Origin of the sequence: Paenibacillus glucanolyticus (genome assembly GCF_037333485.1) — a bacterium.
Lineage (GTDB): Bacteria > Bacillota > Bacilli > Paenibacillales > Paenibacillaceae > Paenibacillus_AQ > Paenibacillus_AQ glucanolyticus.
In genome coordinates this window covers 1775187-1797674 of record NZ_CP147845.1, presented here as the reverse complement: position 1 = coordinate 1797674, position 22488 = coordinate 1775187, and the positions used below count along the sequence as shown (strand labels likewise).

Sequence of the window (22488 nt, the reverse complement as noted above, 5' to 3'; positions counted from 1 at the left end):
ATCTAATTCATCCAAGTACAAGTTCACCGTCTATCCTTTGATCGAGCCTACATAAACGCCCTTCACAAAATACTTCTGCAGGAACGGGTACACCAGCAAGATCGGAACCGTGGAAACCACGATTGCGCAATACTTCACGAGTTCCCGGAACGCAGTGGAGCTCTGAGCGCTATTGATGACAACACCGCCGGCGCTGCCGATCGTTGTCGCCGTAGCGTCATTGGCAACAAGAATTTCCTTCATGAGCAGCTGCAGCGGGAACAGCTCCCGATCCTTCAGCAGCACCATGGCATTAAACCAGGAGTTCCAATTGCCAACCAGATAGTACAGGAATATGACAGCCAGCGTCGCTTTCGATAGCGGGAGAATCACGGTTACCAGGATGCTGAACTGGCTGGCGCCATCGATTACTGCCGCTTCCTCCAGTTCCTTCGGGATGGACTGGAAACCGGTCCGCAGGATGATGATATTCCATGTGCTTAACGCCGTTGGCAGGATCATGGCCCACAGATTGTTGTACAGGCCGATATCCTTCATCAACAGGAACCATGGAATCAGCCCCCCGCCGAAAAACATCGTAATGGTAATGACAATCATGATGAAATTCTTGAAATACAAGTCCCGCCTGGATAATACGTATGCACCTAATATCGTCATGACCATATTGACCAGCGTACCGAGTCCCACGTAAAGGATCGTGTTCTTGTACCCGTTCAAGAGACTGTTATCTTTGAACACCAGCTTGTAGCCATCCAGTGTGAATCCCAAGGGCTTCAACAGCACCCCTTTATGTGCCATTAAAGCGCCCGGATCACTGACGGAGGCGAACAGGATATGCAGAATCGGATAAAAGCACACCAAGGTCAATGCGGTAAGTACCGTATAGTTGGTCCAATCGAACACGCGGTCCCCGATGGACTTGTGCTTTCTGCTTCGTTTCGCTTTGGGTTGCATGATATCTTTCATAACCGTCCCTCTTTCTTACCATAGGCTGGATTCGGATCTACGCTTCGCTATCGTATTTGTCATCCATAACAGCCCGAAATTGACGATGGAGCTGACAAGTCCCACAGCCGTGGAGTAGCTGAGGCTCGCTTCCCTTAAGCCCCTTCGGTAAACATACGATGCGATGACATCCGCCGTATCGTAGATGAGCGGATTATACAGCAGGATGATTTTCTCGTAACCAGACGACATCAAGCCGCCAATCGCAAAAATAAACAGGATGATGATGACCGGACTGATTTGCGGCAGCGTGATATACCACATTTTTTTCACCCGACCCACGCCGTCGATATCGGCTGCTTCATATAACGAAGGGTCAATGCCGCTCATCGCGGCCAGATAGATAATGCTGTCCCATCCGATACTCTGCCATATTCCCGAGAAGGTGTAGATCGGCCGGAACAAATTGGAGTATCCCAGAAGCGACGAGTAATCTTTGCCTGTGATGAACGACAGCAGCTGGGTTACGACCCCTTCGTTCGCCGTGAATATGTGTATGATGCCGCACACCACAACCAATGAGATAAAATGCGGCATGTACGTAATGGTCTGCACGGTCCGCTTGAACTTGGACGAACGAACCTCATTCAATAGCAAGGCAAGTATGATTGGAGCGGTGAATCCGAATGCGATGCCCCACACGTTCAGAAGCAGCGTATTCTTGACCACTCTCCAGAAATAAGGCCCTGTGAAAAAGTCGATGAAATGCTTGAAACCGACCCAATCGCTATCGGCAAATCCAAGCAAGGGCTTGAAATCCTTGAAGGCGATCATCACGCCCCACATCGGGCCGTAGCAGAAGATCAGGAACCAGGCTACGACCGGAAGGGCCATCAGATAGACAAACCAGTTTTTCTTTAGATCCTTTTGAATCAGTCGCTTCGTGTTCTTCGGTTTCGGGTTCAAACCTACCGGGTCCATTTCCCTTGGTTTCCTTAATATCTCCATGATTCAACCACCTGTTCTTCGAAAGTGACACTAGCGTTGGTTGTACCGATCCAAGGCTGCTTGATGGAGACTTAAGAATTCCTCCAGCCCCATGCTTTGCGCTTCCTTCAAAAATTTATCGTACGTATCCACCGGCAGTTCACCCATCATGATCTTGGCAAAATATTCACCGCGCAGCGTAGACAATTGGTTCCCGAGTTCTGCCTCCCGTGAGGCTTCCTCTTTCGTGAACGTAATCGGCGGCATCGCCATGCTCGTATCCATGTTCTCCGTCCAGGTCTTCCGGATATCGCCCGAATAGCTGCCTTTTGCCGCAATCAACGGATTCGCATGGTGCTCGTCACGAATATTCGGCCAGTTGTGCATGCGGTATTTCCAGAGCGTCACATCAACCGGCTGACCATCCGGATCATTGTAGATATAGCTGTTCTCCGGGTAATACGGCATCCCCTGCTCATCCACCAAATGCACCGTGCCGTACTCGCCGAAGTTAATGAGCTCCCAGCCTTTTTTCGTGAAGTTGAAATCCAGCCATGCCATAGCGGCCTCTACGTTCTTGCTCTGCGTGGTGATGGCCGCATTGGTACCGGCTCTCTTGAAATTCTTATAGGTGGATGCGGATTTATCCCCTTTGTTCAGCACAGGATTCAGCGCCCCGACAAAATCGATATCGTTCTGCACCTTCCAATAACTCCACATCGTATCCGGCGAGTCCATCATGACAGCCGTATCATCGGAAATGGCGCTTGCCATCCGTTGATTAAAGTCAGCGGTCGCCCAGTCCCGATTCAGTAAGCCTTCCTTGTTCCATTGCTGCATCGTGGTCAGGTATTCCTTCGCTTTCGGCTGTGCCGGTCCCCATGCAACCTTGCCGTTCTCATCGATGAAGGTCCAATCCCATACGCCATACGCTCCGTTAATGATGCCAGTAAAGATTTGGCCGTAAGTGGATCCGTAATTCAGCGGATTCTTATATCCAACTTCCTGGCATTTCTTGAGGAACGTGTACCATTCATCAATCGTTGTCGGAACTTCCAGCCCTGTCTTATCCAGTGCTTCCTGCTTGATTAAGGTTCCGAACCAGATCCATTCGGAATACGGCGCGATGCCGTAGAAGCCAAGCAATCGGCCATCGTCCGTTACGGTCGTTTTTCTTCTCATTTCATCGGAATTTCGCCATGCCGTGTAGTTGGGGGCAAACTCTTCCATCTTATCGGTGAGGTCCAAATAGGCACCATCGTTCACCCCGGCTTCAAAACCTCCCGGGTAACGCCCCGGATCGATAATGATATCCGGCAGCTCGCCGGAGGAGATCATCAAGGTAAAGGCGTCCGCCTCCTGCCCGACAGGAGGCGTAATGAAGTTCACTTTGATTCCGGTCAGCTTCTCCACCTGCTTCTGAACCAAGTGATTATTCATATCCGGGATATTGGAGTTCGCGGGCATCCACACATCCAGTACCACGTCACCTTGGACCGGATATGCAGAATAATCACTCGGAATCACTTCCTCGTAAACATCACCGAGGTATGTATCGTTTAACGTGCTGTTCACCTCGTCAATCTGCTCCTGCGTCGGTGCTGTATTCCCGCGAATGTCTTCACTGATGTCTTCGAAAATCACTTGATTCTTCTCTTTGGAAACGCCTTCTTCTTTGGCTACGGGATTATCGGGCTCATTGTTTCCTTTACCGCTGCAAGCGGTTACCGTCGAAATGATCAATATGGATATGAATAACAGTGTGAAAAGGCGCTTCATCGTTCTGTTCATGCTTAACCTCCCATGATATGAATAGTTGCAAGCGTTCCCGTATGGTGTCGAGATGTTCTATTAGCTGTAGTTATTCAAGGGCGCCTGATTAAAGCTTGACTTCATTCTTAAATCTCGGAGCATTGGTTGCTTCTCGGAAAGCGAATGTTATTCACTCCAACAAGATCATAGAAATGCGGACCAGCACCTCCTCGCTGGAAGCCATGCTTCTGCTCTCATTACCATCCCGAAAACAAGTCCCCTTTCAGCTAAAAAATAACTAGAACAAAACTCAAATTCCCCTCATTTAATACAAACATCCTGTATATTTAATCGAAGTATAAGCATATATCATTGTTTTGTCAACGCTTTCAAACACAATTAATGTAATTAATTTGATGTATTTTTTAATCTTTATGTTTTTGGAATTGTAAGTGTTGGAATAGAAAAACATGAATAAGTCTTGTTTTATTAGTGTTATCAATAAAAATTCATCGGATGAGTCAACAGTCCCAGACGTTTATCCGACTAAACCTCTATTCGTAACAAACGCCCATTTATTACAGATTACCTGTAATAAATGGGCGTTTGGGTTCCCGTGAAAAAATCTATCGATTTACAGCAGCTCATGCATTTGTAATTCAGGAGGTGATTCCCTTTGAGGGAATCGACCTTGCAAGACGAAAGCCGAGATCCTCAATTCGAAATATTGGATGACTTCGGCGGCGGCACGTTGCTCCACATCCCCTGGCTTCTTCAGCCCAGCTTCCACCACGAAAAACTCTGTAGGGACCGTACACTTCCGGGTCGTATAAATCCCAACACCACTCCCAAACATTTCCCAGCATATCGTAGAGCCCCCACGCATTCGGCAGCTTTTTGCCTACTTCATGCGCCATACCCTCCGAGTTTTCACCATACCATGCAATTTGATCCAGCTCACCGTACCGATAACCACCCGTCCCTGCTTTACAGGCATACTGCCATTCCGCTTCTGTAGGTAAACGATAGCCATCCGTCTCCCGGTCACAGATAACCTGCTCTCTATCATCGCTTACCGAGTAACATGCCTTTAAACCTGACTTCTGCGATATTGTATTACAAAAGAGAATCGCATCATGCCATGAAACATTCGCAATCGGCGCTTGAGGCTTGTCACCGAGTTCACCTGTCTGTTGCATAATCGAGCAATACAACGCAGCCGTAACTGGAACCGGTGCTAGCAAAAAAGAATTTACCTGAGCTGTCCATGTTGTCTTGATACGATCGTCCCTTAGTTGAATTTCACCTGCCGGTATTTGTACCATAGGATACCCGTCTCGATTACGCTCTGGTTTCAACCACGTTCCTCCTCCCGTTCCTGCTAACTTATCCGCTATTTTTATTCCACAAATAGCAATTTTAGGTTGTGTTTCACAATTCAATTCTTTCAAATCTAACGTTTGTTGACTATAGTATCAAGTTTGTTGTCTGGAAGCATCGAAACTTTCTCTTATACAATGAATTCAACAAGGCCACTACAAGCGAGATATCCCCGTAAGGAGTGACGGACATGAGCTCTACAGCCGAACCAAAAGATAAACGAAAGCGCTTTCGAACGCGCTGGCACAAGCAGGATACGGAACTGACCCTGTTGGCATTGCCAACGACGATCTGGTACATCCTGTTTAGTTTCTTGCCGATGTTCGGGATCATTATCGCCTTCAAAAATTTCAGGATTAGCGGCGGCTTCTTGAGTAATGTGTTCAACAGTCCATGGATAGGCATCAAAAACTTTGAGTTCCTGTTCAAGTCGAATGACGCCTGGATCATTATCCGTAACACCATTGGCTACAATATGATTTTTATCATTACTGGGATTGTACTGCCCGTTCTATTCGCCATTATGATCGGTCTGCTCCACAGTCGAAAGGCAAGCAAAGTCTATCAGACGATGATGTTCCTGCCCTATTTCCTATCCTGGGTTGTCGTATCCGCCGTAGGCTGGGCCTTCCTGAGCTTTGATAAAGGAATTGTCAATCAAGTGCTCGTCAATATGGGCAGCGATCCGATTAACTGGTATATGGAGCCAAGTTATTGGCCGTACTTTCTGATTCTCCTGAATATCTGGAAAGGCTTAGGTTATGGCATGGTCATCTATCTGGCAACCATCACGAGCATTGACAGCACTTATTATGAAGCAGCTGTCATTGATGGCGCCTCCATCTGGCAGCAGACAAGATTTATTACATTGCCCATGCTCAAGCTGGTGATTGTCATGATGTTCATTTTGGCCGTCGGACGGATTTTTTACACCGATTTCGGTTTGTTCTATCAGGTTACGCGAGATTCCAACTCTCTCTTCAACGTGTCTACCACCATCGACGTAATGGTGTATAAACAATTAAAAACCGCCACCGTAGGGATGGCCTCTGCTGCCGCATTTGTGCAGTCTGTTCTGGGGTGTGCTACCATTCTGATCGCTAACTGGATTGTTCGCCGAATTGATCCGGATAGCGCGATGATGTAGGAGGCAAAACGATGACAACGAAAACCGCTTATGAGACGGGCCTGGAGAAGTTTAACCGTACAAACAAAGCCGTGAACCTTCTGTTTAATCTGATTTTTATAATCCTGGCGCTGCTCTGCGTCATCCCTGTTGTTGTTGTTCTATCGATTTCATTCTCAAGTGAAGACTCCATCCGCGAGACGGGATATCATCTGCTGCCGGTTGCTTTGTCAGCTGACGCCTACGTCTATATCGTCAAGCAGGGTACGATGATTCTGCGCGCGCTCGGCGTATCCGCACTTGTTACCGTAGCTGGTACCGTGCTCGGTGTACTGCTGACCACTTCGATGGGATATGTACTCTCTCGCCCGACCTACAAGCTGAGAGGTTTTCTGACTTGGGTCGTGTTCATCCCCATGGTCTTCAATGGCGGCTTGGTATCCAGTTATTTCATTAACACCAATCTGTTAGGTCTCAAGGATAGCGTCTGGGCCCTAATTCTACCGCTGGCTGTTTCATCGTTCAACGTCATCATATGTAAAACCTTCTTCAAAAGCACGATTCCGGATGGGCTGATCGAATCTGCCGAAATTGATGGCGCGAGCCAGCTGCGAATCTTCTTCTCCATCATCATGCCGATCTCGCTACCGGTCATCGCAACGATCGGACTGTTTCTCTGCTTTAGTTACTGGAACGACTGGTTCCAATCGATGCTGTATATCGACAACCAGAACCTCTATTCTCTGCAAGCACTGCTTAACAGCTTAATGAGCAATGTGGATGCACTTGCCAAGAATGCCGCAAGCATGGGCGTCAGCTACGCGCTGCTTGTCGCAACGATGCCGAAGGAATCTGCCCGCATGGCTGTAGCCATTCTCATCGTTCTGCCTGTCGCATTCGCCTACCCTTTTTTCCAAAAGTACTTTATATCCGGGCTTACGGTCGGTGCAGTCAAAGGATAACAGCGAAATAAGCCAAGCCATACTTGGTTTATGATAGATCACTCTTATACAACTTTTACGGTGAGTTAACTTCAAGAAGGGGGAAATGGAATGAAGAAATCTTTAAGGTTCTTATCTGCACTGTGCGTGATGACACTTATGCTGGCTGCTTTGGCGGCCTGTGGCGGCTCGAAGCCTGCATCCACGTCTGATGGATCTTCGACGACGCCGGACACATCTAAAGAATCCGCAGCTGCAAGCAAGGATGTCCCAACGCTGACTTGGTGGACCATTGGCGGTCAAGTGCCTAACAATTTCAGCAAAGCGATTGATGCCATGAATGCATACACAGCCGAGAAGATTGGCGTGAAGATTGACATCAAGGTTGCCAGCTGGGGGGAATGGGACACCAAAATGAATACCATTGTGAATACCGGCGAGCCATTTGACATCATGTTCACGAACAGTGGTAAATACAGCAAACAAGTAGCTATGGGCGCATTTGCCGATATCACGGATCTGGTGCAGAGTGAAACGCCCGACTTGTACAAATTGATTCCCGAGAAGGTATGGGAAGGCACAAAAATCGGCGGTAAGTATTATTCTGTTCCGACTTACAAGGATTCGTCACTGACGCAGTACTGGGTATTCGATGATAAGCATGTACAAAAGTACAATATCGATATCAATCAGATGAAAACATTGCAGGATCTGGATAAGCCTCTCCATGACATGAAGGCTGGCGAAGGCAAAAGCTTCTATCCGCTCCCGATGACGCAAGGCGAAGGCTTGAACGGCTTCTTCAACGAGTATGACGATTTGACCTTAGGCTTCCCGCCCATCGGCGTAAAGGCTGACGATGCTTCGCGTACGGTTGTCTCTGTTCTTGAGCAGCCTGATATCATGGCAAACCTGAAGCTCTTGCATGGGTGGTACCAGGACGGCATCATCAACCCGGATGCGCCGACAAAAACAGAGAACGACAAAGGAAGAGCATTCTTTGCAGCCCAGGCCTTCCCTGGGGCAGAGGTCAGCTGGCAAATCAATGACGCCGTGGAGAAGTACGATATGGTTCAGCATTACGGACCTATTTATACAACCAGTACGATCCAAGGCTCGCTAAACGCAATTTCGGCGAATTCAAAATATAAACAGGAAGCCCTGAAGTACCTCGAGTTAGTGAATACGGATCCCAAGCTCCGCAATATGCTGGCCTTCGGCGAGTTAGGCGTGGACTACAACAACGTTGATGGCGAGAAGGTGATTGAGCGCACCTCCGATACTTGGCCGCTGGCTGCCTATACGCAAGGGACGTTCTTTAATTTAGCGGTTACAAAAGGCGCTCCTGAAGATCAATGGGAACAGGTCAAAAAGCTGAACGATGCAGCGACCTCTTCAACGATTCTGGGCTTCGCGCTTGACATTACCGATCTTCAAACCGAAGTGGCGAATTGCCAGGCCGTATGGGATAAATACAAATATGAACTCATTACAGGTGCATCCGATCCGGAGAAAATGGTGCCCAAAATCACGGCGGAATTAAAGTCGGCCGGCATGGACACGATTATGCAAGCTGCTCAGGAGCAAATCAACCAATACTTCAAGTAATGCTTAGAATTCATGCGCATCCCTTAATGAGTCGCTGTTAAGGGATGCTTTTTCCTTACACCTATGAAGCTTGGTGTTAATCGTGTTACATTGAGATATAGCAACGATTATTTCGGCCGATCTGCTGCAATCGAGGTGTCGTATGGGCTCTTTTTTACAAATCAAAATTTATCGTCACAAGTTTATTGCCTATTGTATCTTCGTCGTGGCCATCGGACTCACCCTCGGCACGCTGACCAGTGCCATGCTGCTGAATCAATGGATTGGCAATGCCCGCATCGAGGCGGCCAATGCCTTCGCGCGCGTTGAGAACGAGCTGCAGTATGATGCCGACCGAATCGAAGCCTACATGCAGCGGATATACTCCAATCCCGGTCTGATGAACGACGCTCGCAGCTTTTTAAGCAGCAGTGCGGAAGGCTACTTAACCAACAGGCTGGTCAACAGCCAATTCTCACAGCCGCTGGTTTCCTTTCCGGAGGACGTTAAGACCTACCTGTACAGCTGGGCGCAAGGCGAAATTACGCAGATTAGTCTGCACACCGCCCGGTATGGCAATGTCGTACGTTTTAACGAAAACGGAACGGCAAGCTTCAGCTTCGGGCTGCCGAATGCAGATGAGGCCTTTCGCGATACCATTATGAAGGGCTTCGTATATCGCAAGAAATTGTCGGATCCGGCGCTCGGCGCTCCGGAGTTCGGGGAAATGCGCTTCCTGATCAGCAGTGATCAGGTTTTTAAATCCATACGAAATTTTCGATTCGGCAATGCTGCTGCCGTTAGTGCTTCTGGCGATACCTATCTCATCGGCAATGGACAGGACCAGGACCTGGAGGAGCTATCCCGTCTGGCTGAGGCGGATGGACGCAGTCATGGTTTTATTTCGAAAGGGTTCATGAAGCATATCCTATTTGCCTCCTTCCCATCCACCAAATTTAATTTCAAATTCATCACCCTCATCGATTTATCCATGCTGATTCGTCAGCATGCCGGCATGCTGGTCACCGTTTTTCTGATTGTATTGGCAGCCATGATTAGCGTACTTCTTCTCATTGCATACAATATGCGGGATGATGCCCTCTTCCTCCGCCGCATCATTCAATCGATAGGACGTGTGAAGATGGCCAATTTTACGCCAAGCGGGCCTGCCCGCTACCGTCGCAATGAATACGGCATGATCGCCCGGGAATTGGACGATATGATTCAGCAGCTGAATAAGCATATCCGCAATGAATATCTGCTGAAAATCAAACAGCAGGAAACTGAAATGAAAGCGCTTCAACATCAGATCAACCCTCATTTTTTATACAATACGTTAGAGGTTATCCGCTCCACGGCCCTTGTCAACCAGGACAGGGACACCGCGGACGCCATTGCTACGTTAGGGACGCTCTATCGGGAGATGGTGAAGAAGGAAACTGTCATTTCGATTGCAAGCGAGCTGGAATTGCTGCAGAAGTACTTGGAGATTATGGAGTTTAAATACCCGGGACGTTTTTATTACCAAATCAATGTGGAACCGCCGCTGCTCTTGCTCCCTACCGTGAAATTCTGGATGCAGCCTTTGGCTGAGAATTTTTTCATTCACGGCTTCAACACCCATCATGAGTTTAATCTGTATGTAGTTAATGGTTTTGAGTCCGAAGCATGTTACGTGCTGGAATTTGTGGACAACGGGAGCGGGATTTCGCCAGAGCGCTTGGAAAACGTCCGAAGCACGCTGTCTAACCACGATGATCCGTCTTCCGGCAGCATCGGGCTGCGCAACGTATACACACGCCTTCACTTCTTCTATGGGAACGGCTTTTCGATAGAGATTGAGAATAATGAGGAAGCCGGAGTCAAGATTTCCGTGCGGATTTCAAAAGAGGTGATTGCACATGTACAAACTGATGATTGTGGATGACGAACCTCAGATTTTGGAGGGGATGAAGCGAATTCTGGATTGGAAGCAATACGGCTTCGGCCGGATCGAAACCTGCGAATCCATCAACGAAGCCATGTCCAAAGCAGTGGACCTGATGCCGGACATCGCCATATTTGATGTCTGCATCGGCAAGGAGCTTGGATATGAGGCGATTCGCAGACTCAACGAATTTCAGCTCCCTACTAAATTTATTATCATGAGCGGTTATAGCGAATTCAAGTATGCTCTGGAAGCCATTCGCTGCGGTGTCAAAGACTATCTGCTCAAACCTGTGGAACGCACCAAACTGCAGCAAGTGATCGAGAAGATTATAGTGGAGGATCTGAATGGTTCGATTGGTGATATAAATAGCGAGAGTTTGAACAGGGATCCGGTTTTAGGTGTAAGTTATGACAGCTTATCGAAGCTGGTCAACCGCATTCTGCTGATGATCAAGACAGAGTATGCTCAGAACATCACCTTAAAATCCGTGGCGGAGCGTTTTCAGATGAACAGCACCTACCTTGGACAATTGTTTCTCAAAGAAACCGCTATGAAGTTCTCAGAATATCTTATGGCTTACCGAATGATTCTTGCTCAAGAACGAATTCAAGGAACCGATGAGAAAATTTCCTGCATCGCGCTTTCGGTGGGCTACAACAATCTCAATTATTTCTATACGCAATTTCACAACTTTTTCGGTAAATCTCCTTCTGAACTGCGGGGAAAAGGATAACAACACGCTGCGAGAAAGGAGGAGATCGATGTTGAAGCATGCCAGACCCCGAAGATGGTTCATGCATATTGTTCTAATAATGCTGCTCACATCGTATACAACCGGCTGTTTCCCGCAGCCCGGACATAACGACGAGGCCTACGATGGCGACACGGTTAACCTGATCTATTATACGATCGGAGAGCCGGACAAGGATCTCCAGCTCGTAAACGACAAAATCAATGAAATCATGGCTCGCAAAATCGGCGTAACGATCACCTATGTCAAGGTAAGCTGGCTAGAATACGAGGATCGGCTGAACACGCTGATATCCGCCGGGAGTCCGTTTGATATCGCTTTTGCCCCCGATTATGCAACAACTGCGATGCGCGGCGCCTGGCTGAAGCTTGATGATTACCTTACCGGCATTGGTAAGGACATGTACGATGCCATCGACCCAACCTTTTGGCAAGGGGTGCGTATGAACGATGGCAGCATTTACGGCGTGCCCACCAATAAGGAATTAGCCGTGCGTGATCATTGGATGTACCCCGCTTCCATCGTGAACAAACACAATATCGACATTACCCAATACAATACGCTGGAATCCCTTGAACCCTTGCTACGAATGATTCGCCAGGAAGAGCCGGCATACATCCCTATGGAATTGGACCGGGATTCACAGAATTTCTTCGCGCTCCATGGATACGAATATATTCTGAACCATAAATTACCCTTGATGGTGCAATCGCTGAACCCTGCCGCCCAGGTGGTGAATATCTTCGAAACCAAGGAAGCGCGGCAGGTGCTGGATACGTTGCGGCGTTATTACAAGGAGGGCTTCATTAACAAGGATGCCGCGCTGCGAGAGCCTGGAGCGCTTAAGCGAGGGGCCAAGGTGTTCTGGAAGTCCTCGGGCGGCGGACCGCTCTCGGAGACAACTTGGAGCAAGGATCGCGGCTACAAACTTGTAGCCCATCCCGTAACCCCTAACACCGTGACTACGGAAGCCGTCCGTGGAGGCATCATGGCCGTTAATGCCAACACCAAACATCCCGTGGAGTGCATAAAATTCCTGAATTTGCTGAATACGGACCCGGAAATACGCAACTTGTTCAATTACGGGATCGAAGGCGTGCACTACACGCTGGATGAACAGGGCCAAGTAGTTCTGATTACGGATAAGAACAGCAATGACGACGCCGTCCCGGATACGCCGGCAAGCAGCTATTCAGGAGTGCAGTACACGCAGGGGAATTGGTTTATTCTGAAAACCATGGGCGGCGATAACCCGGAACCCCTCGACAAATGGGACCAATTCCGTAAATACAACGACGGCGTCGTCAACTCCACTGTTCTTGGATTCACGCCGGATCTATCCAGCCTGACCGCCCAAACCGCTAACATCGAGATGGTCTGGCAAAAATATTATCCAAGCCTCATGACAGGCTCCGTCGATGTCGATACCATCCTCCCCAAGTTTAACGAGGAGCTGAAGCAAGCAGGCATGGACGAAGTACGACAAGAGGTGCAGAAGCAGTTGGACGCTTGGCGGAGCCAAAGAGAGTAAGCGGCAGGTAGGCGGAATTGAATCGGGGTGAATGAACCCTATTGTCTATATTCAGAAGAGACCTTGAAGCTGATTGCTTCAAGGTCTCTATTTGCAATTTTACTCCCATTTGTCGTAGGCTGCCTGCAAATTCATTCCGGACAGGAGTCCTTTTTGCAGCTGCGGATTCGGAACCATCCGGTTGTACTTCATAATTTTTTGGTTGATGGCCTCCAGCTCAGCCTCCGGGATTGCATTTGGCTCCGGACGACCCAGGAGCCGCTTGATGTCGGCGGCGATTTCTTTTCTCAGCTCAATCCATGCCGGCTGGTAATTCGCGTTTTTCATGATACCGGTTAATACATCCCCGTCTTCGATCTTGATTGGCTTTCCCTTCAACGGCAAATCGTCAAAGCCGCCTTCTCTTGCAAACTTGTCGACCGCCGATTCCAGAAGCCCGCTGCTGGTCGACACAGGACGCCGTTCTTTTTCTTGATGCTGATCTTCATCAGCTGCAGAAGCAGATTCCTTTGGGTCCTTGTTCACATCCATCTGCTTCACCTCCTTTTTTTCTCCTACCGAGGGAATGAACATGACTCCTTCTTTAACTCATTCTGCATAACCATCGTCATGACCTGTAAAATGATCGAAAAATATAACATTTTCTCATCCGTAAATGGAAGAACCGGTGTGGAATGAATTAAGCTCATATACTTCTTCTGAACCAGGCTAATACGTTGAGTAAGGATGGTTCAAAGCTCCACCATCGCTTTGATCACCTTGGCGGAAGGATGCATCCAGCCCTGAAATTCACGGATCAATTCTTCAAATCTGCACCGATGAGTTATGTACGGTTCTACATCCAGCCCGCCGTCCGAGATCTGCTTCATCACCTCATTGAAATCATCCTTGGTTGCGTTACGGCTGCCCATCAGCGTCAATTCCCGTTTATGAAATTCAGAATCCCGAAATGAGATTTCTCCTTGAATCAAGCCGACATACACCAAGGTCCCCCCGTGGGCAACCATATGAAAAGCGTTGGTCATGGATTCCTGGTTTCCTGTTGCGTCCAAAACGATGGAGGGAAATTCTCCTCCTGTTAGCGCCGAAAGATCGGATAGTTCCTCTCCAACCTGAATCGTATGATCTACCTTCGCCCAGTCTTTGCAAAAGGCCAGTCGATCGACGTTTGTATCCATGGCGATAAGGGTTGCTCCCATCGCTTTGGCACAAACCATGATCCCAAGTCCAATAGGACCGGCTCCGATCACCAAAACCGTATCCTTGCTGGTTACATTCGCCCGCTTAACGCCATGAGTTCCAATGGCTAACGGCTCTATCAAGGCCGCCTGATCCAAAGACAGCCCTTCGGTCCGCATCAAATGGGAAATCGGAACGGAGATGCGCTCGCGCATGCCGCCGTCGAGATGCACGCCAATCACTTTCATGGATCGACAACAGTTGGTTTTGCCTCTCAGGCAAGACCAGCATTCTCCGCAGTGTATATAAGGAATGACACAGACGGTGTCCCCGACCTTCAATCCCTCATCGTTAACTCCGACCTTTTCAATCACACCGGATAACTCATGACCGAGAATTCGCGGGTACGTAAAAAAAGGCTGATTACCGCGGAAGGCATGTAGATCCGTACCGCAAATTCCGATTCGCTTGATGCGGATGATGGCTTCTCCGTCGAGTAATTGTGGCTCAGGCAAGTCCTCCCGGTATTGAAATTCCCCAATCCGATTACACACAATTCCCTTCACTTCTAACTGCCTCCTTCTCTTGATCAGCGGATGCCTTCATTGTATTCCGGACGGCCGCTTGTCCAAGTCCGCCCTTGTACGGGCTCCAATATGTTCAACACTTCGGCTAAGACGACAGGATCCAGCGACTCTTCACTCCAAGCAGCATTACGCTTTATATTGTCAGGGTTAGCCGTACTGACCAGCGTTGTCGGTATCTGTTCATTCGAGGTTGAGAACTGCACAGCTAGTTTCGCAATATCCACTCCGGCTTTGGCGCAATATTCGGACGCACGTCTGCAGGCTTCCTTGATCTCCGTTGAAGCCGGGTGCCAGGACGGCGCTCCTCTGGGACCAAGCAATCCCATGGATAAGGGAGATGCATTAATAAGGCCAACTTCCTTGTCGTTAAGCAGCGGCAGCAAACCGGTAAGTGTCTGATCGTTCAAAGAATAATGGCAATAAGAAATGATGACGTCCACTTGCACTTGGGGCAGCAGTTTCTCGAACAGCTGCAGCGGCAGACCGCAAATCCCGCCAAACCGGATTGTCCCCTTCTCTTTTAAATGCTGGAGTGCAGGAAGAGCCTCCTCGAGAATAACGGATGCGGAAACGAACTCTATATCATGCAGAAAAAGAATATCCACGTAATCGGTTTTAAGTCGTTTCAAGCTCTCATCGGCACTGTCGATAATTCGCTTGGACGTGAAATCAAAATCATGCTCGCCATACCGGCCTGCTTTCGTGGACAGGATAAACATGTCCCGGGGTAATTGTTGGATTGCTTCGCCCAGCACGCTTTCCGCCTTCGTCAAGCCGTAATAGGGGGATACATCGATCAAATTGATGCCCGCATCAACGGCTGCGTGCACGGTTCGGATTCCCTCGCGGTCGTCCGTTTCCCGAAAGATGGAGCCTAGCGAAGAAGCTCCGAAGCTTAATACGGAAACATCGAGCCCGGTACGACCTAACTTACGATATTTCATGATGAAAACACCCTCCCTATTCATAGATATATCGATTCATGAGCTGCCCAGCAGCATCCCAGCTATTCTTCCAGACCGTCACCACGAACATCCTTAAGCTTGTAAAACGCCTTGGCATTCAGGCCGAACAATCGGGCATATTCCGCCTCTCCCCATGATTTCGGCAGAGCTTCGGCCAATACGTCAACCACTTGGCCATATTCAGCTGAAAGCAGGCATACGGGCCAATCGCTGCCGAACATGACCCGCTCAGGACCGAACATCGCTGTCACTTTATGTACATACTTATTAAAATCCTCCTGACTCCATCGGCGATGCTCCGCCTCGGTTACCATGCCGGAGAGCTTGCAGTAGATACTCGGAAAACCGGCAATTTGCTTCAGGAGGCTCTCCCAAGGCTCGATCCGTCCGCTCCGGATCGGCGGTTTGCCCAGATGATCGACAACTCCGCGGATGCTGGGAACATGTTGGATTAGCTTCAGCAGCGGTTCCAACTGGTGACTCAGAACAAGAAAATCAATTGGAACCTCCTCCTTGGCATATCCACTTAATGCTTCGATGTATGACGGCTCCAGGATCACCTGGGCATCAGGCATATCCTGGATCATAATACGAAAGCCGATAAATTTCGGATGTTTCCGAAATCGCTCGTAATGCTGCCGGTGCTCGGGATCGAAGAGATCGATCCATCCTACCACTCCGAGAATGGAAGAATCGTGATCCGCGAGCGACAATAGATAGTCTGTCTCTTCCATGGTCGGTGCTGCCTGGACGGTTATGCTGCCGTCAAACCGGTGCAAATCCAAATTCGGCCTCAGATCAGAAGGCAGGAAGTTTCGATAAACCTCTGGAATATCCGGCTTGATCCATCCATAATCTCCTCGTTCTATCAGCCAATAATGCTGATGGGCATCCACTCTCATGAACATCCCTGCCTTTTTGATGTAATGTTTGCTATTTTCATTGTATGATCAAAGTCTGTGTACAAATATAGCGTGGAATTGCAATTTTATAACTTATTTTGATATTGTGTTTCTATTAGAAGATAAGGAGCGATGATCATGACTCCCCTGCGCAAACCATTTAAAGGGGACCCCCTGTTTCCGATGGAATTGGTTTATCGGACTACAAAAAGCCCCGAAGTGGAGCTGCCTCATCATTTGCATGATCTTTACGAATTGGTATATGTGTACCAGGGAAAGGGCACTTTTTTTATTGAAAACAAGCTGATGGAGAAAAAAGCAGGCGACCTTTTCATCATCCCCGGAAACACGATTCACAGCTCTTTCCCTGACCCGGATGATCCGATTATTTCGAGTGCTTTATTCTTTGCGCCTTCGCTCGTCTTAGGTGCGAATGGAAGCGATCTGCAATATGCAATCCTTTCTTGCTTCGACGTTGCTCAAAAATCAGGATCTTATCGTCATGAATTACCCAAGTCGAATCAACAATATATCGAGGGTATGCTAAAAAGGATCTCGGAAGAGACCCGACTTGCTCAGTTGGGTTTCCGCGAGGCGCTTGTGCTCTTGCTGCGCTCCTTACTGCTGCATATCAATCGCTACATCAGTACCTTGTCCGCAGAACAGCCGGCCCACTCACAGATCGGCCCCTCCTGGTTAAGGAATTCCATCCAATGGATTCATGAACATCTGGATCAACCCATAGGACTAGCCACTCTGTCGGCCCATGCATCGGTAGACCCGGCCCATTTTTCCCGTATGTTCAAGAAATATACCGGTTTGCATGTTACGGGTTACATCAATGCCAAACGAATCGCCCGTGCAAAAGAGCTCCTGCTACAGCATGAGAAATCTATCGGACAAATCGCTGAAATCTGCGGATACGACACCCTGACTCACTTTCATCGAAATTTCAAAACGTTGACGGGAATGACTCCCGGAGCGTATAGGAAGCAGGTAATTGACAGTTGACCCATTTAGAATTATATTATTTATAGTTAAGCACTTAACTAAATAGGGGGTGTGATCTCGTTGAATGACGACCTGCAACAATACGTGCTGGATTTGCCGCTGCCGACCCTTGCTTTCTTCACGTTGGTGGAAACAACGGCAAAGCTGGTCGACGTATCCGAAAGCTACTGGAAGGCACAAGGGCTGAACGGAGCCAGAATACGTATATTAGTTGAACTTATGAAAGAGGGAGGAACCATGCTTCCCTCCAAGCTGGCACAACAAATCGGAGTAACCAAACCCAATATCAGCCTGCTGCTCACCCCCTTGGAAAATGAAGGCTTGATTCGGCGGGATAACCATCCCCGGGACGGTCGAAAATCGGTTATCAGCATTACAAATGAAGGTCAGCATTTATTAATCCACAACCTGCCTGCGAACAGGCAGCAAGTTTCAGCTAAGATGAACGTGCTGAATGACGAAGAATTAAAGCAGCTACTGGCCCTTCTGCGTAAATTAAAGGAGGCGTGACGGCTTTTCACGCCCATTTGGTTAAGCACTTAACTAAAATCAAAAAGGATGATGGCAATGTCAATCGTAATTACAGGAGCCAATGGCCGGCTCGGCAGCCTCATAATCCAAGAGCTTCTTCACCATGTTTCACCTGATCAAATCGTTGCTTGCGTTCGGCGTATGGAATCCGGAAAATCATGGGAGGACCAAGGAATAACTGTTCGTTTCTGCAACTACGACGAGCCCGCCTCCCTGGAGAAGGCCTTCGTGGGTGCTTCGCGGCTGTTGTTCATCTCTAGTCCCCATCCCGATGATACCGTTCGTATGCGGCAGCATGCCCATGTGATAGAAGCTGCAAAAAAAGCGAACGTTGGCCATATATTCTATACCAGCTTTGCCTTTCCCGAACATAGCGACATTTCACTGACCCATTTGCATTTGGCAACGGAACATGCCATTCGCACAACCGGAATTCCGTATACTTTTCTTCGCAATGGCCTATATATGGACTTTATCGAAGCACTCGATGTGAATGCGTCCATTCTGACAGGAAATCTTCGTATCCATCCGGGGTCGTGGAAATTCAATGCGGTTACGCGCTCCGATCTGGGAGCCGCCATCGCGGCAGCATTATCCGGTGAGGGCCATCTTAATAAAACGTATGAGCTTGTGGCGCCTGACGTTTGGACCTTCAGCGATGTAGCCTCCACTCTTTCAGAACTAACGGGCAGAGCGATATCCCTATGTCCCACCAACGAGTTACAGCATTGGATATTCAGCTTTTTAAGAAAAATCGATACGGCTTCAACTTCTGGCGATCTGGAGAATTTATTGGGACGCCCGTTAACAACGATGAAAGAAAACATGAAAGCTTATGTCGGGGCAGTGATTAGATCCGACTGACGATGAATCGACATTTCCCCTTCATTGAGTACTGTGAAACCAACGTACCCAATATAATTAAGCAATACGGGAATACGATGGCCCCTGGGACTCAAGGAAGGAGGCAGGAATATGCCGATACGTCCGCCCATATTGCAGAGAGGCGATACCGTTGGAATCGTTACCTTGGGCAGCCCGCTCGATGCCAACATCATCAATGCACGGATCGAATATTTACGAGCCATGGAGTTCAATGTCGTATTGGGCCAATATGTATATGCCCAAAACGGGTTTCTGGCCGGAAGAGACGAACAGCGGGCATCCGATTTAATGATGATGTTTCAAGACGATCAGGTGAAAATGATACTGCCCACAAGAGGCGGCACCGGAGTAGCCGGAATCCTTCCATACCTTGATTATCATGTGATCCGGAACCATCCGAAAATCTTGACGGGCTACAGTGATATAACGGTACTATTAAACGCATTGCATCAATTCGTGGATTTAATTACGTTTCACAGCCTCTTGCTTATCGACTTCAAACCCGAGACGCCCTCCTACAATTACGACCAGTTTTTTGCCGCGACGTCCCTGTATTCATTAACACGGCCCATCCTGAATCCCCCCGAAATGCCTCTGATCAGCCGAGTTCCGGGCAACGTTACAGGGCCGCTTGTGGGCGGTAATCTAACCTCGTTTGTAGATACGCTTGGAACGCCTTTCGAAATCGATACGCGGGGCAAAATAATCGTTCTTGAAGAAACGCATGAACCGACCAATACCGTCTACAGGTACTTGAACGATTTGAAACTCGCGGGGAAATTTCGTGACTGCATCGGCATTATCACGGGGGAATGTACAGGCTGCCAGGCTGCTTACGGCAAATCCTACGAGGATGTCATCAACGAGTTCATTGTGCCGCTCGGCAAGCCGTTGATCACAAATCTTGCCACGGGTCATGGTTTGTATAAAGCAGCTCTGCCGATTGGCGCCTTGGTTAATCTCGATTCCATTCTTAATACCATAACCGTGGTTGAACCTACGATCAGTACATAAAGCTCGTTGCATGGGCCTCGCTTCATCCCCATGCTGCCCATGCGCAGCGAGATATTACTGAAAAAAAGGCAGTTGATCATTCAGATCAGCTGCCTTCATTTTTCTATGTGATGCTGCAGATAAACTCAAGCTGCGCTACAGATGGGCAATCCCCTCACACCTGACTTATTTCACGTAAAATGTAGCGTCTCTTTGATCCCATGCTGTCGAGACGGGAGAAATTTCCAACACGCGTCCCGGTGTATTTTCCGTAATCTTATTTTCTGAAAACCTAGCTTGGCATAGGCATAGGTAATAAATGTATTTTTAAGATACTTGTCCTCTGTCTGTTTCTTGCTATCTTGTTTTTGCTTTCTTTCTGGATGAAACTTTTCGCCTAAAGCTTCCTCGAGTTGCACTTTCAATCTGCTGAATTCCGATTGTGAAATTGGACAGTTAATATACATAGTATCTATTCCGATATTGACCATATATAAAATTTCTTGTATAGAACTACTAATTAAAGATAGATGCATAAGGAAAATTCCATCTGTAGGAAGGCATACTGGTGAAGAAGGGTTACATTATTTAAGCATTATTCATTTGTTTGGTTTGCAATAAAAAAACACAACAAGGACGGCGACCATCGCTGTCCTTGTGAATATTTCGGTGCGGCAGAGCCACTTGGTTAATTAGTGAGAGCCATGATGTTATCGAAATAGAGCCCAGCAAGTTAATAAGGAGAGCCATCAGAATATGAGGGTTCTCCCATTTTCAATTTTCAACTATCGTGCCCTTTTGATGGGCCGTTTACTGCGTGATGCGAGACTTCGGAACTCACATCGGAAACTTGCACCGATTTAACCTCTCTTTCGATAAAAATAAAGAGAGTGAGGAACCTTATCTCCACTCTCTCTCTTTGCTTATATCCTCTAAAAACTGCTACTTTCCCAATTACAACGACTCGGATGCTTGCTTCAGATAGCCGGACAATTGGGCCAGATCCGGCTTATCTCCTTCGCGCAGCTTGATCCACTTCCGTTCGGCCGGACCCTCGAAGCCTTTCGGAAACGCCATGCCGACTGTATTCATGATCATAAATGCAATTGCATCTTTCGAAGGTGAGATGACGGCAGCAAACTGCCCGTTCTTCAGAAAATGCGGTTTCTTGTATTGAATCTTCTCTTCCGCTCCGGGAATCGTCTCGTGGACCATATGCCGAAGCTGACCGCACAATTGAACTTGCCATGGCGAGGACAGATTTTCAATAAATGTGGATACTTCTGGGTTCATTTTCAACACGTCCTCTCTTATCGATGGATATTAGACTTCCTGTTGCAACTTGGCCAAATATTCGGCGTAACGTTCCATGGACGCAATCGCGCCTTGCTCCGCACCGGAAGCCAGTGAGCCTTGAAGGGCTTCAGCAGAGACGTATTCCGTGCGCATCGTCAATTTTGATTTACCGCCTTCAAGCTGTTCAAACGAGTCGAAAATGACGGATTCGTGCTCGTTATACGGAGCCACGTCAAAAATCATCGTATAGTTCAGTCGCTCGGGCTTCACAATTTCGCGATACGTACCGATGATAGGAAACTCGGTCCCATCCGGACCCAACTGAACATATCGGTAGGTGCCACCCACTCGCAAATCGATCTCGCAGGCATGGAGGGGTACTCCGCCGTGACCCCACCAGCGGGACACATGCTCCGGCTTTGTCCAAGCATCCCACACCAACTCGCGCGGTGCTTCGAAAATACGCTCAATGATTAATGCTTGTCCTTCTACTCGCGTTGTTGCTTTATTTGCCTGTTGACTCATCGTGTTTTTCCTCCTCATTTGGGTAAGAAATAGGGTTCTGCTCAGATTTTATCCCATTTTTTCCAATATCGCCAACACAGTAGTTAACGGTTCAAGTTTTGTTCCAAGGACGCATCGAGTTGATCAAATGTCCCGACGAATCCTTGCTGTACATGCGGGCGCATGCTCTCAAAGGTGGTGCGTTCTTCCTCAGTGGCGTTAAACGGACCGCCTCTTAGCGTAAGCGTCGTCTTTCCTTCGCTTTCGGTTAACATCAAGTGATTGATCACTTCGAGCGGCCACGTTCCGCTGAACGGAGCCCGGATCGTGTTGCCTTCTTCATCGGAATACGATTGGATGAAGTCTGGATAAATCAGCATTTGGATTAACGTTGCGTGAAATTCCAATCCATTCATACGCGCGATTACAAAGGATTCGCTATACGAAAGCAAACACGGGACTTCTGACCAATGCTCCCAACAACAGGACGACGGCAACAATCAAGAATGCCGACTTCTTCAGACCAAATCACTCCTTTTTCATATTATTTTCTGTTCATTTTGAATATACCTATTAAGGAATATACCTGTCAAGGAATATTTAGTGTTTAAATTGACCGCACTTTCATTAATCGCGCCGAAGCGCGAAAGGCCAAGAATTTTACAGAATACCTCATGTCGTAGAAGTGTGCGCTTGACGCAGGCT

General features: G+C 48.2%; 21 protein-coding genes. 10 read left to right on the top strand and 11 right to left on the bottom strand.

Going from position 1 to position 22488, the window contains the following annotated elements:
• Positions 1–30 precede the first annotated feature (30 nt).
• The 4 genes from WDY75_RS08805 to WDY75_RS08790 form a co-directional block, all read right to left on the bottom strand.
• Positions 31–966, bottom strand: coding sequence for a carbohydrate ABC transporter permease (locus WDY75_RS08805; protein ID WP_063480341.1), 936 nt, complete (start codon positions 964–966; stop codon positions 31–33).
• Between the two features lie 15 nt (positions 967–981).
• On the bottom strand, positions 982–1953 hold the full coding sequence (locus WDY75_RS08800) for an ABC transporter permease (protein WP_006211993.1): 972 nt from the start codon (positions 1951–1953) through the stop codon (positions 982–984).
• Positions 1954–1983: 30 nt separating this feature from the next.
• A complete protein-coding gene (locus WDY75_RS08795; protein WP_063480342.1) occupies positions 1984–3723 on the bottom strand; it encodes an extracellular solute-binding protein in 1740 nt (579 codons plus the stop codon).
• Positions 3724–4343: 620 nt separating this feature from the next.
• Complete coding sequence (locus WDY75_RS08790) at positions 4344–5009, bottom strand: SUMF1/EgtB/PvdO family nonheme iron enzyme (protein ID WP_063480534.1); 666 nt, start codon at positions 5007–5009, stop codon at positions 4344–4346.
• Between the two features lie 245 nt (positions 5010–5254).
• Here WDY75_RS08790 and WDY75_RS08785 point away from each other — a divergent pair, with 245 nt between their 5' ends.
• The 6 genes from WDY75_RS08785 (at position 5255) to WDY75_RS08760 (ending at position 12930) form a co-directional block, all read left to right on the top strand.
• Positions 5255–6211: an ABC transporter permease gene (locus WDY75_RS08785; protein WP_063480343.1), complete on the top strand. Its 957-nt coding sequence runs from the start codon at positions 5255–5257 to the stop codon at positions 6209–6211.
• Between the two features lie 11 nt (positions 6212–6222).
• Positions 6223–7152 carry a carbohydrate ABC transporter permease gene (locus WDY75_RS08780; RefSeq protein WP_006211997.1) on the top strand — a complete coding sequence of 310 codons (930 nt, stop codon included), beginning with the start codon at positions 6223–6225 and terminating at the stop codon, positions 7150–7152.
• A 90-nt stretch (positions 7153–7242) separates the two neighbouring features.
• Entirely contained in the window at positions 7243–8739 is a 1497-nt protein-coding gene (locus WDY75_RS08775) for an ABC transporter substrate-binding protein (protein WP_063480344.1), read from the top strand.
• Between the two features lie 142 nt (positions 8740–8881).
• Complete coding sequence (locus WDY75_RS08770; protein WP_006211999.1) at positions 8882–10645, top strand: sensor histidine kinase; 1764 nt, start codon at positions 8882–8884, stop codon at positions 10643–10645.
• The gene (locus tag WDY75_RS08765; RefSeq protein ID WP_063480345.1) at positions 10620–11381 is read left to right on the top strand and encodes a response regulator; all 762 of its coding nucleotides are present in this window, start codon (positions 10620–10622) and stop codon (positions 11379–11381) included. The genes WDY75_RS08770 and WDY75_RS08765 overlap by 26 nt, the downstream gene beginning before the upstream one ends.
• Positions 11382–11409: 28 nt before the next feature.
• Positions 11410–12930, top strand: a complete 1521-nt coding sequence (locus WDY75_RS08760) for an ABC transporter substrate-binding protein (RefSeq protein ID WP_006212001.1) — start codon at positions 11410–11412, stop codon at positions 12928–12930.
• Between the two features lie 99 nt (positions 12931–13029).
• On the opposite strand, the gene WDY75_RS08755 is transcribed toward WDY75_RS08760, so the two are convergent.
• From WDY75_RS08755 to WDY75_RS08740, 4 genes are all read right to left on the bottom strand, one after another.
• Positions 13030–13461, bottom strand: a complete 432-nt coding sequence (locus tag WDY75_RS08755; protein ID WP_040680919.1) for a DUF1992 domain-containing protein — start codon at positions 13459–13461, stop codon at positions 13030–13032.
• Positions 13462–13661: 200 nt separating this feature from the next.
• Entirely contained in the window at positions 13662–14675 is a 1014-nt protein-coding gene (locus tag WDY75_RS08750) for a zinc-binding alcohol dehydrogenase family protein (RefSeq protein ID WP_063480346.1), read from the bottom strand.
• Between the two features lie 23 nt (positions 14676–14698).
• A complete protein-coding gene (locus WDY75_RS08745; RefSeq protein WP_063480347.1) occupies positions 14699–15640 on the bottom strand; it encodes an aldo/keto reductase in 942 nt (313 codons plus the stop codon).
• Between the two features lie 62 nt (positions 15641–15702).
• Entirely contained in the window at positions 15703–16563 is an 861-nt protein-coding gene (locus WDY75_RS08740; protein WP_197477171.1) for an amidohydrolase family protein, read from the bottom strand.
• 138 nt (positions 16564–16701) lie between these two features.
• On the opposite strand from WDY75_RS08740, the gene WDY75_RS08735 reads away from it, so the two are divergent.
• From WDY75_RS08735 to WDY75_RS08720, 4 genes are all read left to right on the top strand, one after another.
• Positions 16702–17574: an AraC family transcriptional regulator gene (locus WDY75_RS08735; RefSeq protein ID WP_063480349.1), complete on the top strand. Its 873-nt coding sequence runs from the start codon at positions 16702–16704 to the stop codon at positions 17572–17574.
• Positions 17575–17634: 60 nt separating this feature from the next.
• Complete coding sequence (locus tag WDY75_RS08730) at positions 17635–18084, top strand: MarR family winged helix-turn-helix transcriptional regulator (protein ID WP_006212007.1); 450 nt, start codon at positions 17635–17637, stop codon at positions 18082–18084.
• A 57-nt stretch (positions 18085–18141) separates the two neighbouring features.
• Entirely contained in the window at positions 18142–18969 is an 828-nt protein-coding gene (locus WDY75_RS08725) for an NmrA family NAD(P)-binding protein (protein WP_063480350.1), read from the top strand.
• Between the two features lie 111 nt (positions 18970–19080).
• Positions 19081–20004 carry an LD-carboxypeptidase gene (locus WDY75_RS08720; RefSeq protein ID WP_063480351.1) on the top strand — a complete coding sequence of 308 codons (924 nt, stop codon included), beginning with the start codon at positions 19081–19083 and terminating at the stop codon, positions 20002–20004.
• Between the two features lie 933 nt (positions 20005–20937).
• Here WDY75_RS08720 and WDY75_RS08715 read toward each other — a convergent pair.
• The 3 genes from WDY75_RS08715 to WDY75_RS08705 form a co-directional block, all read right to left on the bottom strand.
• Positions 20938–21276, bottom strand: a complete 339-nt coding sequence (locus WDY75_RS08715) for a DUF1801 domain-containing protein (RefSeq protein ID WP_006212010.1) — start codon at positions 21274–21276, stop codon at positions 20938–20940.
• 30 nt (positions 21277–21306) lie between these two features.
• Positions 21307–21804: an SRPBCC domain-containing protein gene (locus tag WDY75_RS08710; RefSeq protein WP_006212011.1), complete on the bottom strand. Its 498-nt coding sequence runs from the start codon at positions 21802–21804 to the stop codon at positions 21307–21309.
• Between the two features lie 83 nt (positions 21805–21887).
• Entirely contained in the window at positions 21888–22235 is a 348-nt protein-coding gene (locus tag WDY75_RS08705; RefSeq protein ID WP_338842107.1) for an SRPBCC domain-containing protein, read from the bottom strand.
• Between the last annotated feature and the right edge of the window lie 253 nt (positions 22236–22488).

Bases quoted from the DNA above. Each gene is read 5' to 3' on its own strand.
- WDY75_RS08735 (WP_063480349.1), top strand. From the start codon at position 16,702: ATGACTCCCCTGCGCAAACCATTTAAAGGGGACCCCCTGTTTCCGATG.
- WDY75_RS08765 (WP_063480345.1), top strand. From the start codon at position 10,620: ATGTACAAACTGATGATTGTGGATGACGAACCTCAGATTTTGGAGGGG.
- WDY75_RS08760 (WP_006212001.1), top strand. From the start codon at position 11,410: ATGTTGAAGCATGCCAGACCCCGAAGATGGTTCATGCATATTGTTCTA.
- WDY75_RS08745 (WP_063480347.1), bottom strand. From the start codon at position 15,640: ATGAAATATCGTAAGTTAGGTCGTACCGGGCTCGATGTTTCCGTATTA.
- WDY75_RS08785 (WP_063480343.1), top strand. From the start codon at position 5,255: ATGAGCTCTACAGCCGAACCAAAAGATAAACGAAAGCGCTTTCGAACG.
- WDY75_RS08720 (WP_063480351.1), top strand. From the start codon at position 19,081: ATGCCGATACGTCCGCCCATATTGCAGAGAGGCGATACCGTTGGAATC.
- WDY75_RS08755 (WP_040680919.1), bottom strand. From the start codon at position 13,461: ATGGATGTGAACAAGGACCCAAAGGAATCTGCTTCTGCAGCTGATGAA.
- WDY75_RS08775 (WP_063480344.1), top strand. From the start codon at position 7,243: ATGAAGAAATCTTTAAGGTTCTTATCTGCACTGTGCGTGATGACACTT.
- WDY75_RS08780 (WP_006211997.1), top strand. From the start codon at position 6,223: ATGACAACGAAAACCGCTTATGAGACGGGCCTGGAGAAGTTTAACCGT.
- WDY75_RS08740 (WP_197477171.1), bottom strand. From the start codon at position 16,563: ATGAGAGTGGATGCCCATCAGCATTATTGGCTGATAGAACGAGGAGAT.
- WDY75_RS08725 (WP_063480350.1), top strand. From the start codon at position 18,142: ATGTCAATCGTAATTACAGGAGCCAATGGCCGGCTCGGCAGCCTCATA.
- WDY75_RS08715 (WP_006212010.1), bottom strand. From the start codon at position 21,276: ATGAACCCAGAAGTATCCACATTTATTGAAAATCTGTCCTCGCCATGG.
- WDY75_RS08795 (WP_063480342.1), bottom strand. From the start codon at position 3,723: ATGAACAGAACGATGAAGCGCCTTTTCACACTGTTATTCATATCCATA.
- WDY75_RS08710 (WP_006212011.1), bottom strand. From the start codon at position 21,804: ATGAGTCAACAGGCAAATAAAGCAACAACGCGAGTAGAAGGACAAGCA.
- WDY75_RS08805 (WP_063480341.1), bottom strand. From the start codon at position 966: ATGAAAGATATCATGCAACCCAAAGCGAAACGAAGCAGAAAGCACAAG.
- WDY75_RS08790 (WP_063480534.1), bottom strand. From the start codon at position 5,009: ATGGTACAAATACCGGCAGGTGAAATTCAACTAAGGGACGATCGTATC.
- WDY75_RS08800 (WP_006211993.1), bottom strand. From the start codon at position 1,953: ATGGAGATATTAAGGAAACCAAGGGAAATGGACCCGGTAGGTTTGAAC.
- WDY75_RS08770 (WP_006211999.1), top strand. From the start codon at position 8,882: ATGGGCTCTTTTTTACAAATCAAAATTTATCGTCACAAGTTTATTGCC.